Source organism: Thauera carbonicopians, from assembly GCF_025699485.1.
Lineage (GTDB): Bacteria > Pseudomonadota > Gammaproteobacteria > Burkholderiales > Rhodocyclaceae > Thauera.
Genome location: NZ_JANUXN010000003.1, coordinates 181,157 through 197,952 on the forward strand (window position 1 = coordinate 181,157; position 16,796 = coordinate 197,952).

Sequence of the window (16,796 nt, forward strand, 5' to 3'; positions counted from 1 at the left end):
TCAGTGACCCCAATTCGTACTCCAATCCGTACTCTCGTGGCTGCGGTGGCCACCACCCTGCTCGGCGCATGCTCGCTGATCCCGACCTACGAGCGGCCGGCCGCGCCGGTGCCGGCGGAGTTTCCGCAGGCGATGCCGACCGAGGCATCCACCGTTGCGCCGCTGGCCGCCGACATGGCCTGGCGCGACTATTTCGCCGACGAGCGCCTGCGCCAGGTGATCGGGCTCGCGCTCGAAAACAACCGCGACCTGCGCATCGCCGCGCTCAACATCGAGCGCGCGCGGGCGCTGTACGGCATCCAGCGCGCCGACCTGTTCCCGACCATCGCCGCCAGCGGCGGCCAGAGCGCGCAGCGCGTGCCGGGCGATCTCAACGCCTCCGGCGAATCGGCGGTCAGCCGCCAGTACAGCGCCAGCCTCGGCTTCGCGTCGTACGAACTCGACTTCTTCGGCCGCGTGCGCAGCCTGGAAGAACAGGCGCTGCAGACCTATTTCGGCACCGAGGAAGCGCGCCGCAGCGCGCAGATCAGCCTGGTCGCCGAAGTCGCCAACGCCTGGCTGCGCCTTGCCGCCGACCGCGAGCGCCTGGCGCTGGCGCGCAGCACCTTCGAGACCCGGCAGAAGTCGCATGAGCTGACGCAGCGCAGCTTCGATGCCGGCGCGGTATCGGCGCTCGACCTGCGCCAGGCCGAAACCCTGCTGCAGACCGCGCGCGCCGACATGGCGAGCTACACCGCGCTGGTGGCGCAGGACGAGAATGCGCTGGCGCTGATCGTCGGCACCGGCGTGCCGGCAGAGCTGCTGCCCGCGAGCCTGAACGAGGCGATCGCCAGCGTGCCGGTGCTGCCGGCCGGCGTGCCTTCCGAAGTGCTGGTGCGCAGGCCGGACATCCTGCAGGCGGAATACGCCCTGCGTGCCGCCAACGCCAACATCGGCGCGGCGCGCGCGGCCTTCTTTCCCAGCATCACGCTGACGGCCAGCGTCGGCAGCGCGAGCGCTTCGCTCGACGGCCTGTTCGAAGGCGGCTCGCGCACCTGGAGCTTCATGCCGCAGATCCGCCTGCCGATCTTCGAGGCCGGGCGTCTGCAGGCCAGCCTGGACGTGGCGGAAATCCAGCGCGACATCAACGTCGCGCAATACGAGAAGGCGATCCAGTCCGCCTTCCGCGAAGTTGCCGACGCGCTGGCCGAGCGCGCCACGCTGGCCGAGCAGCTCGATGCGCGGCGGGCCCTGGTCGAGGCCACGGCGAAGAGCTTCGAGCTCTCCGATGCGCGCTACAAGGGCGGCGTCGACAGCTACTTCAACCTGCTCGACGCCCAGCGCAGCCTGTACGGCGCCGAACTGGAGCTGATCACCACTCGTCTGTCGGATGCGGCCAACCGCGTCGAACTGTACAAGGCGCTCGGCGGCGGCTGGCAATGAACCCTGCGCCCCCTGGCAGCGGGGCGCAGGACCGCCGCATTCCGGTGACGGTGCTCACCGGCTTTCTCGGCGCCGGCAAGACCACGCTGCTGAACCAGCTGCTGCGCCAGCCGGGCATGGAAGGCTGCGCGGTGCTGATCAACGAGTTCGGCGAAGTCGGCGTCGACCACCACCTGGTCGAGAAAGTCGACGAAACCCTGGTGGTGCTCGATTCGGGCTGCATCTGCTGCAGCGTGCAGGGCGATCTGGTGGGGGCATTGAAAGGCCTCTTCATGCGCGCGCTGCGGCGCGAGCTGAAGGGCCTGCGCCGGGTGCTGATCGAAACCACCGGCCTCGCCGATCCGGCGCCGGTCGTCCATACCCTGATGTCCGAACCTTTCATCGCCGAGCGCTACCGTGTCGACGGCGTGGTGACGGCCGTCGACGTCACCCATGTCCGCGGCCAACTGGAGGCGCACGCCGAAGCCGTGCGCCAGGTGGCGATGGCCGACCGCCTGCTGCTGACCAAGTGCGATCTGGCCGGCGAAACCGAGCGCCGGGAAGTGGCCGAGCACGTCGCCCGGCTGAATCCGTCCGCACGCCAGGTCGAAGTGTCGGCAGGCGCGGTGATGCCGGATGCGCTGTTCGGTTGCGGGCTCTACGACGCCGCCGGCAAACATCCCGACGTCGCCGCATGGCTGGGCGAGGAGGCCGCGGCCGCGGCCGCTGCCGCGCGGCGTACCGCGGCGCAGGCACCGGCTTGGCGCAAGCCGGGGGCGCGGAGCGGCACGCCGGCAGGGCCGACCCATGCACGCCACGACGCCAGCGTGCATAGCTTCGTGCTGTGCTTCGACGAACCGCTGCCCTGGTATGAATTTTCCGATGCGCTCGGCCTGATGCTGCAGCTCTACGGCGAGCACATCCTGCGCATCAAGGGTCTGCTGAACGTCGCCGGCGATCCCCTGCCGCGCGTGCTGCAATGCGTGCAGCACAGCCTGTACCCGGTGGCGAGCCTGCCGGCCTGGCCCGATGCGCCTCCTTACGACGACCGCCGCAGCCGGCTGGTGTTCATCGTGCGCCACCTGGCTGCTGCCGACATCGCGGCGCTGTTCGGCAGCTTCATCGGCCAGCAGCCCAGGACTCCGGCCTGAGCAGGCCCGCAAGGCCTGCGCTGCCGGCCTCCTCGGATCACGCCGCCGCTGCCTGCGAGCGCATCGCCTCGTAGGCCTGCATGTTCGCCAGGCTGACCCGCAGCAAGGGCGCCGCCACGCCTGCTGCGCGCGCCCGGGCGAGCATGTCGCCGATGATGTGTTCATGCTCGGTCCGGCCGTTGCGCGTCATGTCGCGATACATCGACGCCGTTCCGGCGGAGTTCCGCTCGCCCAGGGAAGCGAGCATCTGCGCCCTCGCATCCGGGCGGGGCGCATGGCCGCCGGCCGCAGCGGTCGCGCTGCATTCCTGCAGCATTTCGTGGATGAGGGCTTCGCCTTCCGCGGCCGCCAGGATGGCGCCGATGTGCGCGCGCAGCAGCGTGGTCATGCCGGCATAGGTGGCGAGGAAGGTGAACTTCTCCCACATCTCCTGCATGATGGCGCCGCTCAGCTCGGGGCCGAAGCCGCCGCACGCCAGCACCGCGTGCAGTGCGCCGGCAGCCTCGGCCTGGGCCTGCATCCGTGCGCCGAGGACGAAGCGCTGCAGCGTGTTGAGGTGCTGGATTTCGCCGGCCGCATTCAGGGTCACGCCGATGTGGCACAAGCCGCCCAGTACGCGATCCCGGCCGAAGCGCGCATCGAGGACATCGAGATGGCGGATGCCGTTCAGCAGCGGCAGGATCAGCGTCGAAGGCCCGACCGCCGGCGCGATCGCCTGCATCGCGTCATCGAGGTCGTAGGCCTTGCAGGCCAGCAGCACCGCATCGAACGGCGAGTCCGCCGAGGTTTGTGTCGCGGCCGGGATGCGGAGCTCGCCCAGCGGGCTGGTGATGACCAGCCCCTGCCGGGCCAGCAGCTCGGCGCGCTGCGGCCTGACCAGAAAGCGGACGTCGACGCCGGCCGCCGCCAGCTTGCCGCCGAAATAACCCCCGATTCCGCCGGCTCCGAGTACGAGTATCCGCATGCTGCGCCTCCTTCGACGTGGGCTGCGACTGCCGTTCAGCGGCCCCGGGGAAATGGCTGCGGGGGCTTCGGGCGATCGCTGCCTGCGGAGTGTCGCAACGGCGGCCGCCGTGCGCAAGCGCGTAGGGCCGCCGCCGCAGGCTCAGTCGCAGCTTGCCCGGCAGTCTCCGCCGCTGCAATCCTCCGCCTCGACCGTGCACGTGGTCTTGGTCCGATGGACCAGGCGGTGGTCGTCGTCGTAATCGCAGATCAGGCGGGTCAGGCCGTTCTTGCGTTCGACGTGCATGCGCTTCGCCTTGGCGGCATGGATGGAGGCCGGTGTCTCATTGCACGACAGGTAGCCGCTGAAGCGGCCGTCGGCCGATTCCCACATCGCGATGTTCTTGACCTGCCGGTAGTTGTCGAAGCTGGCGCAGGTGACGACGTCGGCGCCGTAGAGTCGGGCGTTGTCGCCGCAGTAGCCCATGAAGGTGTAGCGCAGTTCCGCGTCGGTGGGGCAGGCTGCGACCTGCACCGCGTCGGCGAGATCTGGACAGGACATCGGTTCTGCCCATGCCGGGCTGTTCGCGAGGGTGCCGCCCAGCAGCAGGGTCGGCAGCAGAAGGCTGAGTTTCATGTTGCGGTCCGTGGGTAGGTTCGTTTCGGAAGAAATCGGTTCGGCGGCCTCGTTACCAGAACTTCCACCACCACTTGCGCTTCTTCATCGCCTCCTCGACATGGTCGGACCATTGGCTGGCGCCGCCGTGGGCGAGGAAATGCGTGCCGAAGCGCTTGTCCGCCTCGTTGATGTGGCGCGTCAGCCAGACCTTGAGGAAGTGGAGCAGTTCGAAGGTGATCGCGGCCTTGCCGGAGTTCAGCTTGTCCTGCAGGGTACGGACCTGGGCGATGAGGTCTTCGTGGTTCTGCTTGTGCGCGGCGAATTCCGGGTAGTTCGACACCCGCATCAGGCTTTCTTCGACGGCGAAATGGGTGCGGGTGTAATCCGCCAGCTTGTCGAGGATCCGGCGTGACGTCGCGGAGCCGTGATGTTCCTGGATGGCGACGTGCAACTGGTTCAGCAGGTCGACGAGCTCCTTGTGCTGCTCGTCGATTTCCTGGATGCCGACGTCGAATTCGCTGTTCCAGTGGAATAGCTCGGTGCTCATGGATGTCCTCGTCTGCCGCAGGTCTGGAGACTAAGCCTTTTTGAAAACAGGGACTTGATCGCCATCAAGGGATGTCGCGCGACGCCATCGAAACGGGATTGCCGTGCAATGACGACAGGTTAGCACCGGCTGTCGCCGCGGCGCGGCGCGATCGGGCCGCAAGCGTGACGTGCTTCCGCTCCCGCTCGTGCAGGCGGTTGCGCGGGCTCCGGGTATGGCCGAGGCGCGGTCGTTGCTATGCTGTCCACCCTTTTGCCCTTCAACCCTGCCCTCGAACGGGCCGCATCGGTCCGCATAACCTTGACAGCCTCTGCCCGCAGCTCCGCCACCCTGACTCCATTCGAATCCCGCTGGCTGGCGGAGGTCGTGCGCCGTCATGAGGAGCGCCATGGCGTGCTCGAGGATCGCACGGCAGTCCGGGCGGCGCGCACGGCCGCGCCCGAGTTCGAGGCGCGCGTGCTGCGCCGGGCCCAGGAACTGGGCCTGCGCGAAGGCTGGCACGACGCCATCCTGCGCTGGCATGGCCGGGTACGGCTGCTGCTGGCAAGCGCGGTGGTGTTGGCACTGGTGCTCGGTTTCGGCGCCGCGGCCGGCGTGCTGGGCGACGGCAGCCGTGCGGTGAACGTGGTGTGGGCGCTGGGCGGGCTGCTGGGCGTCAATCTGTTCAGCCTGCTGCTGTGGCTGCTGGCGACGCTGTTGTCACGCGGCAGCCGTGGCGCCCGGACGGGCGTGGCGGGCGGTCTGTGGTTGCGGCTGCCGTCCTTCTTCGAGCGTTCGTCGGCGGCGGCAGAGCTGCCGCTGGCGCTGGGCGGGCTGCCCGGCTGGAGCCGTGCTGCGGGCTGGGGCGTCGGCGCGGCCGGCCATGCGCTGTGGGCGCTGGCGCTGCTTGGCGCTGCCGCGGGCGTGCTGGCCGTGCTCGCGATGCGCCGCTACGGCTTCGTCTGGGAAACCACCATCCTGCCCTCTGGCGTGTTCGCCTGGCTGGTCGATGCCTTGGGCAGGTTGCCGGCGCTGCTGGGTTTTCCGGTGCCGGATGCGGCCACGGTCGTCGCCAGCGGCGACGCGCCGATGCTGGAGGAGAGCGGACGGCGCGCCTGGTCGGGCTGGCTGCTCGGCGCCCTGCTGGTCTATGGCGTGCTGCCGCGCGCCGTGCTGGCGCTGGTGTGCATGGTGCTGTGGCGGCGCTCGCTGCAGCGCCTGCGGCTCGACCTGAGCCGTCCCGGCTATGCGAGGCTGCGTCCGCTGCTGTTGCCGGACAGCGAACGCATCGGTGTGCGCGACCCCGAGCCGGCGGTGATGCCGCGTCCCGCGCGCCATGCGGCACGGCTGGCGGGCAGCGGCGCACCGGCGCTCGTCGCCGTCGAACTGGGCGGCGACCTCGCGTGGCCGCCGGTGGCGGGCGAGGACGGCAGCGCAGCGGACGAACTGGCGGCATTCGACGCCGGCCGCCTCGACAGCCGCGAGCAGCGGCGCGAGGCGCTCGCCCGTTTCGGCGCGCAGCCGCCGTGCCGGCTGCTGGTGGCGGTCGATCCGCGCCGCACGCCGGACCGCGGCAACCTCGGCGTCATCGCCGAGCTGGCGGATCATGCCGTCGAGACGCGCGTGTGGGCGCTCGGTGCCGGCGGCGGCAGCGGTGAGACGGCGGAAAGCCGCCTGCCGCAGTGGCGCGAAGGCCTGACCCGGCTGGGCTTCGCGCCGGAGGTGCTGATCCTCGACGAGACGGCCGCGCGCGACTGGCTGGACGGCCGCGGGCTGGAGCGGATGCCATGAACGAAGTGCTGCGCGTGGCCGTCGTCGGCCACACCAATACCGGCAAGACTTCGCTGCTGCGCACGCTGGCGCGCGACGTGGGTTTCGGCGAAGTGTCCGATTCGGCCGGTACCACGCGCCACGTCGAAGGCTTGCGGCTGATGGCCGATGGCCGGCCGGCGCTGGAGCTGTTCGACACGCCGGGGATGGAGGATGCCATCGCCCTGCTCGAATTCGTCGATGCGCTGGCGGCGCCCGGCGAACGCCTCGACGGCCCCGACCGGCTCGCACGCTTTCTCGAGCGGCCCGAGGCGCACGCGCGCTTCGAGCAGGAGGCGAAAGTGCTGCGCCAGATGCTGGCGAGCGATGCGGCGCTGTACGTCGTCGATGCGCGCGACCCGGTGCTGCCCAAGCACCGCGACGAGCTGGAACTGCTCGCCGCCTGCGCCCGCCCGCTGCTGCCGGTGCTGAACTTCGTCGCCTCCAAGGATGCGAAGGTGGATGAATGGCGTGCCGCGCTGGCCCGGCTCAGCCTGCACGCGGTGGTCAGCTTCGATACCGTGGCGCCGGCGCTCGATGGCGAGCGCGAGCTGTTCGACACCCTGGCGACGCTGATGCACGCCCACCGCCCCGCGCTGCAGCGCCTGATCGATGCCCGCGTGCGCGAAGCCGACGAGCGGCGGGCGACGGCACGGCGGCTGGTGGCCGAACTGCTGATCGACCTGGCGGCGCGGCGTGAGCGGTTGGAGGCCGGTGAGGACTCGGAGCAGACGCTGCAGGCCGCTGTCGAAGGCCTGCGCGATGCGGTGCGCCGGCGTGAGCAGGATTGCGTCGAAACCTTGCTGCGGCTGTACCGCTTCCGCCCTGGCGATGCCCGCGCCGCCGAGCTGCCGCTGACCGACGGGCGCTGGGACGACGACTTGTTCAACCCCGAGACCCTGCGCCAGATGGGGCTGCGCCTGTCGACCGGCGTCGCCGCCGGTGCCGCGGCCGGCGTCGGCATCGACCTGATGACCGGCGGCCTCACGCTCGGTGCCGCCGCCGCCCTGGGTGCGATCGCCGGCGGCCTGTGGCAGACCTTCGGCCATTACGGCGAACGCATCGCCGCCAAGCTGCGCGGCCACCGCGAACTGACGGTGGACGACGTCATCCTGCGCGTCGTCGCCTTGCGCCAGCACCGGCTGCTGGCCGCGCTGGACGGCCGCGGCCATGCCGCACTGGCGCCGATCGAGGTCGGCGAGGCCGGCGCAGCGGACGAAGTGGCCGAGCGCTGGCGCAAGGCCGATCTGCCTTACGCGCTGGAAAAGGCCCGCGCCCATCCGGAATGGGCGGGCAGGCAAGGCGATGACGACGAGCGCGCAGCCGCGATCGCCGAACTGGCGACGGCGCTGCACTGAAGGCCCAGCGAGATGCGGCGCATGGCTTTTTTGTCCGCCGGGCCGCCCCAAGGCAAAAAGCGCCCCCCTGGGGGGCAGCGAGTCCGCGAAGCGGATGAGCGTGGGGGCATTTTTTGCCGCGGGTGTGACGTAGTACTCAAGTTTTCGGGGTCGCGGCCGTTAAGGGGGCATGCCGCTGACGCGCTCGAGGCCTTGCCATGAAAATCGCCGCATCCAGTATCGAACTGCAATCCTCCCGGCAGTTCTCGCAATCGACCGAGACCTCCGAGCGGCTCCAGGTATGGGGCAGGGGCGGCGCCATGTTGTCGTCCACCACGAACAACGAGACCGAAGCCGGCGCCAACGGCCCTTCCTCTCCCGGCGCGGTGCAGATCTCCGACGCCGCGCGCCGGGCACAGCTGGCCGATGCGGCATCCACCGGAGTGCAAGCCTCTGCCGCGTCCGCAGCCCGGGGGCTGGCCGAAGGGCTGGAAGTCGACTCGTCCATGTCGCTGCTGATCCAGCTCATCGAAGCCATCACTGGCCGGCCGGTGCCGCGCCTGAATCTGCGCGACCTGGGCCAGGCCGCGGCCGAGGCGCCGGTGCAGCAGCAACCGTCCGGCCCCGGCTTCGCCTACGACCTCAGTTCCACTTACGCCGAGTCCGAAACCACCACCTTCAGCGCTTCCGGCATGATCCGCACCGCCGATGGTGCGGAAATCAGTTTCGAGCTCGGCTTCTCGATGTCGCGCAGCTACAGCGAGTCGGTGTCGGTCAGCATGCGGGGCGGCGACCAGCGCAGGCTGCAGGATCCGCTGGTGCTCGATTTCGGCGGCCCGGCGGCGGCGCTGTCGAACGTGCATTTCGATTTCGATCTCGACGCCGACGGTACGCTGGACAGGATGCCGCTGCTCGGCGGCAGCGGCTATCTCGCCCTGGATCGCAATGGCAACGGCCGTGTCGACGACGGCCGCGAGCTGTTCGGCCCGAACACCGGCAACGGCTTCGACGAACTGGCCGCGCTCGACGGCGACGGCAACGGCTGGATCGACGAGAACGATGCGGCCTGGTCGCAGCTGCGCATCTGGCGCCCCGATGCCCAGGGCATGGGCACGCTGCAGACGCTGAAGGAAGCAGGCGTCGGCGCCTTCTATCTCGGCCGCGCCGACACCCGCTTCAGCTTCAACAATGCCGCCAACGAAACCCTGGGCATGATGCGCGCCAGCAGCATCTACCTGCGCGAGGACGGCAGCGTCGGCACGGTCAGCCAGGTCGATCTGGCGGTGTAAGCGCCAGCAGCCCGGTTTTTTGTCGGAATCGTAGGAGTGGCTTCAGCCGCGAAAGCAGCGTCTGGAGCAGCAACAAGGCCGTGTTCGCGGCTTGGCGCCCCTGGCTGAACCCGCTCCTACTGGTACGGCGGGGGATAGGCCGCCGTCAGGCGTGAAGCTCGTTCAACTGCCGCGCAATGATGTCGTGGTTGAGCCACAGCACCGGCCCGGTCGGCGCCGAGGCTTCGTGCAGGATCAGCGCGCCGCTGGCTTCCAGCACCAGGCTGCTGAGCAGGTCGGTGATCAGCGCCGAGCGGTCCTTGTGCATCTGCACGATGTCTTCCGAGGTGCCGATCTGCAGGTCGGCCTGGGCCTGGCTGTTGGGCTGCGGCCAGGCGGCGAAGTCGCGGAAACCCTGCATCGTTTCGCTGCCCTGGAAGTCGGCGACCTTCTGCAGCACCTCTTCGAGCGTATGGCCGTCGGCCAGCAGAGCGCGGCAGGCTTCCCACTGCGATTCCGCCCAGGCGCCGCCACCTTCGTGCTTCAGCGCCTGCAGCAGCGAGATCAGCGGCAGCTCGACACCGGCGAAGACGTCGGTGGAGTTGGTGCGGATCTCCGGACAGTTGTACACCGTGGCCTTGATGCCCTGATCCCAGGCGGCCTGGGCGATGCGTTCGAGCCGCATCTTGGCGTAGCCCTGGGTGTAGTTGGTGTAGGTCTGCCACTGGTAGCGGCCGTCGATGAGGATTTCGGTGCCGTGGTAGCCGTAGGCGCTGTAGCGCACCTGGCCGCCGGAGGCCTCGACGCGCGCGCGGATCGCCGCGCTGCCTTCGATCAGGTGCTGGAAGGTGATCGCCGAGACTTCGTCGAAGTTCTGCAGGATCAGCTTGCCGAGGTCGCTGTCGAGCAGGGTCTGCGAGGGCATGAAGCGGTCGCCGCGGCCCTTGTAGATGCGGTTGGCGATCACCATGAAGACCTTGGCGCGCGGAATGCCGCCGGCCATGGTGTGGGCGAACAGCACGTTGCGGCCGTCGCCGATGAGGCCGTCGATCCGTGCCATCGCTTCGGCCACCGCGGCCTGGAAGCGGCGGGTGCCGAGCTCGCGGCATTTCTCGATGTGGGCCCAGTCGAGCTTGTCCTGCTCCCAGCTCTTCAGCGTCATCTTGTTGAGCATCTCGGTGGGCGTGGGCTCGCCGGCCGGCGCGTCGAGATCGAAGCCGGCCATCAGCGGCACGTTGATGATCCTGCCGCCCAGGTTGGCTTCGGCCGCCGCCAGTTCTTCGTCGTTCAGCGGCCGCAGCGCGTTGTTCTCGTCGCGCCGGCCGACGGTGATGCCGACGATGTCCATGCCGGCCTTGCGCGCTTCATTGACGAGGCCGCTGGCATAGCCGCGGCCGAAGAGTTCGCCGAACAGCACGAACACGTCGCCCTTGCGGAAGATGTTGGTCTGCGGGAGCTGGGTCAGGGAGATGGGCTTGTTCATGGACGATGTATGCCGGCGGTGCCGGCCCAAGATGAAGGACAGGCGCGATTGTACCCGCGCCGACGCGGCCGCCGTCAGGCCACCGGCGACAGCAGCGGGGCGCTGCGCTCCGAGGCGACCATGATCAGCTTCATCGTCGCGCGGGTGGCGCCGACGAAGAGCTTGCGCATCGCCGTGTCGTCCATCGTCTCGAAGTCGATCTCGGTGAAGATGATGCAGGGCGCGGACTGGCCCTTGAAGCGGTAGACCGAGTCGATCAGCAGTTCGCCCTGCGAGTGCTCGGGTTCGCCGAGCAGGTCGTAGCGGCCGGTGAAGGCGCGCAGGCGGTGCGGGCCGAGCTGTTCGAGCGGGGTGAAGCGCGAATGCTCGCGGCCGCGGAAAGTCAGCAGCACGATCGCCTCGCGGCGGAAGCCGAGGCCGAGGGCGCGGGTGATGGCGCGCTTGGTGGCGTCCATCAGGCCGGCATCGTCGCGCCAGGCCAGCACTTCCGGGCCGCTGTCGGCCACCGGGCTGCCGGCGCGGATCGGTGCCGGCAGCGGCAGGCGGGCATTGAGCAGCGCCAGCACGTCGGCCGGCGTGCGGTAGTTGGTGTCGGCGGTGAGGCCGATCCAGCCGGGCAGGGCCACCGGGGGCCGGGCGTAGAGGTTCTGCAGCGGGTCTTCCAGCCACCAGGCCCGGCCATCGGGCTTGAGCAGTGCGAGCAGGGCGTCGCGCCAGGGCTCCATGAAGTCCTGGCCTTCGTCGATGATCAGTTCGTCGAATTGCCAATCCGGATGGGTGTGTGCGGACACCAGCGTGGCGAAATCTTCTTCCATGCGGCGGAAGGCGCCGGGCACGCCGAAGCGGGGCGGCCGGCCGGTGTCGCGCAGGCGGCGGTCGCAGAGCTGGTGGTAGGTGGCGATTTCGCCGCCGGCCGGGGCGATGCGGGCGAAGTGGTCGGCGAGCGGGCGGTTGTAGCAGACGTACAGCGGGCGGCGTCCGGCGGCGAGCGCATCGGTGTAGGCGGCGAGCGCGAGCTGGGTCTTGCCGCTGCCGGCAGTGGCGGTGATGCGCAGCCGGTGCGGTGTCGCGCTGATGCGCCGCGCCCATTCGGTGAGGCCGCCCGACAGCCGGGTGGTCAGTTCGTCGGCCTGGCCGATGTGGGCCTGCACGTCGGGCACCAGTTCCAGCAGGTCGGCAAAGAAGCGGTGCAGCGCCTGCAGCCGGGCCTCGTCGGCCGGCGGATCGCCGTCCTGCGGCGCGGTCAGCGCGCGCACAGTGGCGGCCAGGCTGTCGCGCCTCGGCGCATCGACGATGCGCGCCGGGTCGAGGCCGGCGCTGCCGGGCTGGCGCACGGTATGGTCGGGGCAGTAGAGCAGGGTGTCGAGCAGCGCTTCGGCACCGCCGAGCGCGGGACGCAGGCGGGTGCGCAGGGCGTCGGCGCTGCGCGCGAGTTCGTGGCTGACGATCCGTGCGCGCTTGCCCGGGCGCACCAGCCCATCCGCGGTCTCGTCGAGAAAGCCGGCGTGCTGCTCGATCAGCAGGATGCGGCCGCCGGGGCCGAGCACGGCGAAGCTGACGTCACCGAAGATCGTCTGCGGGCCGTCGACGCGGGTCCAGTGCAGGCCATGATAGATCGTCCAGTCCGGTGGCAGTGCGTCGGCCAGCAGTGCGAGGGTGCTGCGTTCGCGGCCGCGCGCACCGGCGGCGGGAAGCTGTCGCCAGCCTTCGGGATGGGTGCGTGCCATGGGGTTTCGTGCCCGGGGAGGGAAGGGAATGGAAAAAAACAAAAAGAGGATGTAACGGAATGCGCCAAGTGTCGACTCCGTCACACCGTCAGTGTATCAAGCATGCGTTATGCTCGCCGCGTTGCGCCATCGAGGCGTTTCGAGTATCGAATGGAGTCACCGTTTTGTTCTTTCGCCATCCTGTTCAGACTGCAGCCTCGGGCTTCGGCACCTTCGTCGTGTCCGTCGCTGCCAGCTGTGCATGGGCGGCGGATGCCTTCTTCGACGACGTGCCGATCGTCCTGACCGCGTCGCGCATGGCGCAGTCGCCGGTGGATGCACCGGTCGCGGTGACGCTGATCGACCGTGAGATGATCGAAGCCTCGGGCTTCACCGAAATCCACGAGCTGATGCGCCTGGTGCCGGGCTTTCTTGTTGCCGACTGGCCGGACGGCTCGCCGGTGGTGGCCAACCATGGCATGAGCGACGCCTATGATCGCCGCATCAAGGTGATGATCGATGGGCGGACAGTCAATAGCCCGGCGTGGGGCAATACCAACTGGCATGACCTGCCGCTGCGGGTCGACGACATCGAGCGCATCGAGGTCGTGCGCGGTCCCAATGGCGCGGCCTATGGCGTCAATGCCCTCAACGGGGTCATCAACATCATCACCCGCTCGCCGGCGACCGAGAGCGGCGTGGCGGTGATCTCGCGGATCGGCGACGATGGTTTCCACGACCACGGCTTCCGCATCAACGGCGATGCCGATGCGGCCATCGACTGGCGGTTGTCGGGTTCGCACCGGCGCGCGGTGAACTTCCGCCCCCATCGGAACGAGGATGGTGAGCTGGAGGCGCGCAAGATCGTCGAGCGCTCGGTGCTCAATTTCGGCGCCACGGCGCAGTTGTCCACGCAGGACGAACTGCAATGGATGCTGGGCCTCAGCCGCGGCAGCACCGACCGCGGGGCGCCGGGCAACCTGGAACATCCGCTGCGCGAGGACGATACCCATGCGCACTATGCGCATCTGGGCTGGAAGCGCAGCTTCGCGGTCGATTCCGAGCTGTCCGTGCAGTTCCACCATCAGCGCGAGCGCACGCGTGTGCCCTGGCAGGTCGCGGCGCCCGGGCTGGGCGTGTTGTCCGTGGACATGGACAGCGACGTGCAGCGGGAGGAACTCGAAGTGCAGTACGGTGCAAGGCTGTCACCGGCCTGGCGCTTCATGCTCGGTGCGGGGGTGCGCCGTGAGGCGGCGCGCTCGCGGTCGATGTTCGATACCGGCGGCACGATCAGCGGCGTCAGCAGCCAGTTGTTCGGCAGCGTGGTGTGGTCGCCGGTCGAGCGCCTGCGGGTCGATCTGGGCGGTACGCTGGAAGAGCATCACTACAGCGGTTCGTTGTTCTCGCCGCGGCTGGCGCTCGGCTATGCGCTGACGCCCGATTCGGCGCTGCGCTTCTCGGCCGGAGTGTCGTACCGGACGCCTTCGCTGGTCGAGTCCCATGCGATGCAGGTGATCCGCGTCGGCCCGGAGATCAAGCGGATCGGTGCCTGGGCAGGCGCGGACACCCAGCCGGAGCGGGTGAGGCATGCCGAGTTGGGCTATGCGGCGATGTTCCAGGATCTGGGGCTGGGCGTGGATGTGCGGGCCTTCTACCAGGAATATGACGACTATATCGATGACGAGCGCTGCTGGTATCCATTGAAGCCCTGGGAAAGGCCGCCGAGGGATTCAGCCTGGGCGTGTCCGACGCCGCCGGCGGATTTCGCGCCGATCGAATGGGACTGGCAGGCCAGCCGGGGCCCGAGTTCCTTCGTGTTCCGGAACGTCGGCAGCTTCCGCGTCACCGGCGGCGAGTTCAGCATCGACTGGCGCCGGCCCGGCTGGGGCCGGGTCGTGTTGTCGCAGGCCGTCATCGATGTCGATGTTCATGGCAGCAGCGTCGACGAGGATTTCGCGACCAGCGCGCCGAGCTCGATCACTTCGCTGCTGCTGATCAAGGAGCTGCCGGGGCGCTGGCGCGCCAGCCTGGGCTATTACCGGCATTCGTCGATGAACTGGCTCAACGACGGCGACCGCGTGCCCGAGCAGGATCGCGTCGACCTGAAGCTGTCGCGCCGCTTCGGCGGCGCCAATTCGGGCAACGAAGTGGCTTTGGTGGCGCAGAGCGTGGGTGGGCGATACGCGGATTTCCATGCCGGACGCTATCGCCGCGAGCCCCAGCTGTTCGGCAGTCTGCGCCTGACGTGGTAGCCGCGCCGATGATCCGGCAGTGGCGGTTCCGCCTGCACTTCTGCCTGCTGCTGGTGCTGTTGGCGGGGCTGGTGCCGTCCGCACGCGCCGCGCTGGAAGTGGCTTGGTGGTGTCGCAGCGCACCGGCCCGCATGGCGTGTTCGCGCAGAATTTCAGCCGCGCCGCGGCCAGCCTGGGCCATCACGTGGTCGATGCCGGCTCGCTGGACGAAGGCCTGGACGACACTGCCCTCGCGCGTGCCGACCTGGTCATCGCCAGCGGTGAAGCAGCGCTGTCGGCCGTGCTGCGCCTGCATTCGCGCCCGACGCTGGCGGTCATGATCGGCCGGGCGCGCTTCGAGAACATCCGCCGCGACCATGCCGACCGGCCTTTGTCCGCCGTCACGCTCGATCAGCCGGCGGAGCGGCAATTGCGCCTGCTCCAGGCCGTGATGCCCGATGCGCAGCGGGCGGGGATCCTGTTCGGGCCGGAACGAATGGGCGCCGCCTCCTTCGAGCGGGCGGCAGAGGCGCTGCAGATCGACCTGGTGGACCGCGTGGTGAGCGACGAGAGCGGCCTGATGAAGCAGCTCGAAGGCGTGCTGCGCGAGTGCGACGGCCTCATCGCGCTGCCCGATGCGCTTCTCTCCACGCCTGTCTCGGTGCGCTCGATCCTGCTCACCAGTTATCGTTACCAGCGGCCGATCATCGCGTTTTCACGCGCATACGTCGAAGCGGGCGCGCTGGCCGCCATTTTCACCACACCGGAACAGGCCGCCACCGATCTCATCGCCTGGCTGCGCACCCAGGACGGTGGCCGTGTCGAGCTGCCGCCGGTGAGCGGTCCGGCGTCCTTCGAAATCGCCGTCAACCGCCAGGTTGCCCGTGCGCTGGGCATCAACGTGGCGAGCGACGAGGAGCTGTTGCGTTTCATCGCCACGGGAGAGCGCCGATGAACGCCGCCCGGATTCCGTTGCGCAGGCGCCTGCTGCTGACCGTCCTGTTGCCGATGTCACTGCTCATCGCTGCGATGGCGGGCCTGTTCCTGCACCGCGGCGAGCGCATGACCCAGGATGCGATCGTCGAACGCGGCCTCGCCATCGTCAGCTTCTTTGCCCCGGCCGCCGAGTATGGCGTGATTTCGGGCAATGCCGACAACCTCAACGAACTGATGGAGGCGCTGCGCAAGTTGTCGGGCGTCGCGGCCGTCGTGCTGTACGAGCGCGGTGGCGAAGTCATTGCCGCGCGCGGGACGGCGCATCTGCTCGATGCCGCGCGCATCAAGGCGGTGCATGAGCCGATGCGGCTCGAGCAATGGGGCAGCTTCAGGGGGTTTGCGGCGCCGGTGATGTCGGTGCCGATGGTGGTCGACGAAATGGGCGGCGAAGGCGAGAGGCCCAAGCCGGAGCCGGTCGGCTGGGTGTATGTCGAACTCGAGACCAGCGCGCTCGATGCCGAGTGGCGGGCGACGATGATGACCACGCTCGGCCTGGCGTTCGTGATCGTGCTGCTCACCGCGCTGCTTGCGGTACAGCTGACGAGCCAGGTCAGCCGGCCGCTGGCCCGCCTGGCTGAGGCGGTCAAGCGCATTGCCGGCGGCGAAAGCGACGTGCAGGTGTCCGATGCCGCCGGCAGCGAGGAGCTGCACGAACTGCAGCAGGGCTTCAACTCGATGGCGCGCGCCATCGACAGCGCCCACCAGCACATGCAGGCCCGGATCGACGAAGCCACCGAGCGCCTTGCCTACCAGGCCATGCACGATCCCTTGACGGCGTTGCCGAACCGCCGGGCCTTCGAGCTGGCGCTTGCCGAAATGGTCGCCACCTCGCGCCGGGTGGGGGACCATGGGGCGCTGTGCTTCATCGACCTGGACAACTTCAAGACCGTGAACGACACCGTCGGCCATGCCGCGGGCGACGCGCTGCTGTGCCGGATCGCCGACCTGATCCGGCACCGGCTGCGCGCGGGCGACACGGTGTGCCGCATCGGCGGCGACGAGTTCGCCATGATCCTGCGCGGCTGCTCCAGTGACGACGCCCATCGCATCGCCAACGGCGTGTGCGATGCGGTCCGCGAGATGCGCTTCGAATGGGATGGCCGGACCTTCCGTGTCGGTGCCAGCATCGGCTTCGCGATCATCGACCCGTCCGTCGACAACGTCGCAGACGTGCTCAGGGCGGCCGACCATGCCTGCTATACGGTGAAGCGCGAAGGGCGGGGCTACGCCATGGAGTATCAGCCCGAGCGGGTGGAAAACGGCGGCTCGCCCGTATAATCCGCGCTCGATCCGCGCGAGCGCCCTTGCTGGCGCTGCTCCGTCCGGC

The 16,796-nt window shown here is 69.2% G+C and carries 13 protein-coding genes; 8 read left to right on the plus strand and 5 right to left on the minus strand.

Features of this window, described 5'->3' with window-relative positions; translation table 11 throughout:
* The first annotated feature begins 3 nt into the window (after window positions 1-3).
* Window positions 4-1,422, plus strand: coding sequence for an AdeC/AdeK/OprM family multidrug efflux complex outer membrane factor (gene adeC, locus NX068_RS05835; protein WP_442806695.1), 1,419 nt, complete (start codon window positions 4-6; stop codon window positions 1,420-1,422).
* Window positions 1,419-2,552 carry a CobW family GTP-binding protein gene (locus NX068_RS05840; protein ID WP_263460348.1) on the plus strand — a complete coding sequence of 378 codons (1,134 nt, stop codon included), beginning with the start codon at window positions 1,419-1,421 and terminating at the stop codon, window positions 2,550-2,552. Before adeC ends, NX068_RS05840 begins: the two co-directional genes overlap by 4 nt.
* Window positions 2,553-2,589: 37 nt before the next feature.
* Here the strand turns inward: NX068_RS05840 and NX068_RS05845 are convergent, their stop codons facing one another.
* From NX068_RS05845 to NX068_RS05855, 3 genes are all read right to left on the minus strand, one after another.
* On the minus strand, window positions 2,590-3,516 hold the full coding sequence (locus NX068_RS05845) for a 2-dehydropantoate 2-reductase (RefSeq protein WP_263460349.1): 927 nt from the start codon (window positions 3,514-3,516) through the stop codon (window positions 2,590-2,592).
* Between the two features lie 141 nt (window positions 3,517-3,657).
* Window positions 3,658-4,131 (minus strand): hypothetical protein, encoded by a 474-nt coding sequence (locus tag NX068_RS05850; protein ID WP_263460350.1) that lies wholly within the window; start codon window positions 4,129-4,131, stop codon window positions 3,658-3,660.
* 52 nt (window positions 4,132-4,183) lie between these two features.
* Window positions 4,184-4,660, minus strand: coding sequence for a bacteriohemerythrin (locus tag NX068_RS05855; protein ID WP_263460351.1), 477 nt, complete (start codon window positions 4,658-4,660; stop codon window positions 4,184-4,186).
* 366 nt (window positions 4,661-5,026) lie between these two features.
* On the opposite strand from NX068_RS05855, the gene NX068_RS05860 reads away from it, so the two are divergent.
* The 3 genes from NX068_RS05860 (at window position 5,027) to NX068_RS05870 (ending at window position 9,074) form a co-directional block, all read left to right on the plus strand.
* The gene (locus NX068_RS05860) at window positions 5,027-6,430 is read left to right on the plus strand and encodes a DUF2868 domain-containing protein (RefSeq protein ID WP_263460352.1); all 1,404 of its coding nucleotides are present in this window, start codon (window positions 5,027-5,029) and stop codon (window positions 6,428-6,430) included.
* Window positions 6,427-7,806 carry a GTPase/DUF3482 domain-containing protein gene (locus NX068_RS05865; protein ID WP_263460353.1) on the plus strand — a complete coding sequence of 460 codons (1,380 nt, stop codon included), beginning with the start codon at window positions 6,427-6,429 and terminating at the stop codon, window positions 7,804-7,806. Before NX068_RS05860 ends, NX068_RS05865 begins: the two co-directional genes overlap by 4 nt.
* Window positions 7,807-8,003: 197 nt before the next feature.
* Window positions 8,004-9,074, plus strand: coding sequence for an SPM autocatalytic domain-containing protein (locus NX068_RS05870; RefSeq protein ID WP_263460354.1), 1,071 nt, complete (start codon window positions 8,004-8,006; stop codon window positions 9,072-9,074).
* 145 nt (window positions 9,075-9,219) lie between these two features.
* On the opposite strand, the gene NX068_RS05875 is transcribed toward NX068_RS05870, so the two are convergent.
* A complete protein-coding gene (locus NX068_RS05875) occupies window positions 9,220-10,536 on the minus strand; it encodes an enoyl ACP reductase FabMG family protein (protein WP_263460355.1) in 1,317 nt (438 codons plus the stop codon).
* Between the two features lie 74 nt (window positions 10,537-10,610).
* Window positions 10,611-12,263, minus strand: coding sequence for an ATP-binding domain-containing protein (locus NX068_RS05880; RefSeq protein WP_263460356.1), 1,653 nt, complete (start codon window positions 12,261-12,263; stop codon window positions 10,611-10,613).
* A 218-nt stretch (window positions 12,264-12,481) separates the two neighbouring features.
* Here NX068_RS05880 and NX068_RS05885 point away from each other — a divergent pair, with 218 nt between their 5' ends.
* The 3 genes from NX068_RS05885 to NX068_RS05895 all read left to right on the plus strand — a co-directional run bounded on the left by NX068_RS05885 (window position 12,482) and on the right by NX068_RS05895 (window position 16,747).
* Window positions 12,482-14,494: a TonB-dependent receptor plug domain-containing protein gene (locus NX068_RS05885; RefSeq protein ID WP_263460357.1), complete on the plus strand. Its 2,013-nt coding sequence runs from the start codon at window positions 12,482-12,484 to the stop codon at window positions 14,492-14,494.
* Between the two features lie 109 nt (window positions 14,495-14,603).
* Window positions 14,604-15,428, plus strand: a complete 825-nt coding sequence (locus NX068_RS21170; protein ID WP_263460358.1) for an ABC transporter substrate-binding protein — start codon at window positions 14,604-14,606, stop codon at window positions 15,426-15,428.
* Window positions 15,425-16,747: a diguanylate cyclase domain-containing protein gene (locus NX068_RS05895; RefSeq protein ID WP_263460359.1), complete on the plus strand. Its 1,323-nt coding sequence runs from the start codon at window positions 15,425-15,427 to the stop codon at window positions 16,745-16,747. Before NX068_RS21170 ends, NX068_RS05895 begins: the two co-directional genes overlap by 4 nt.
* Window positions 16,748-16,796 lie beyond the last annotated feature (49 nt).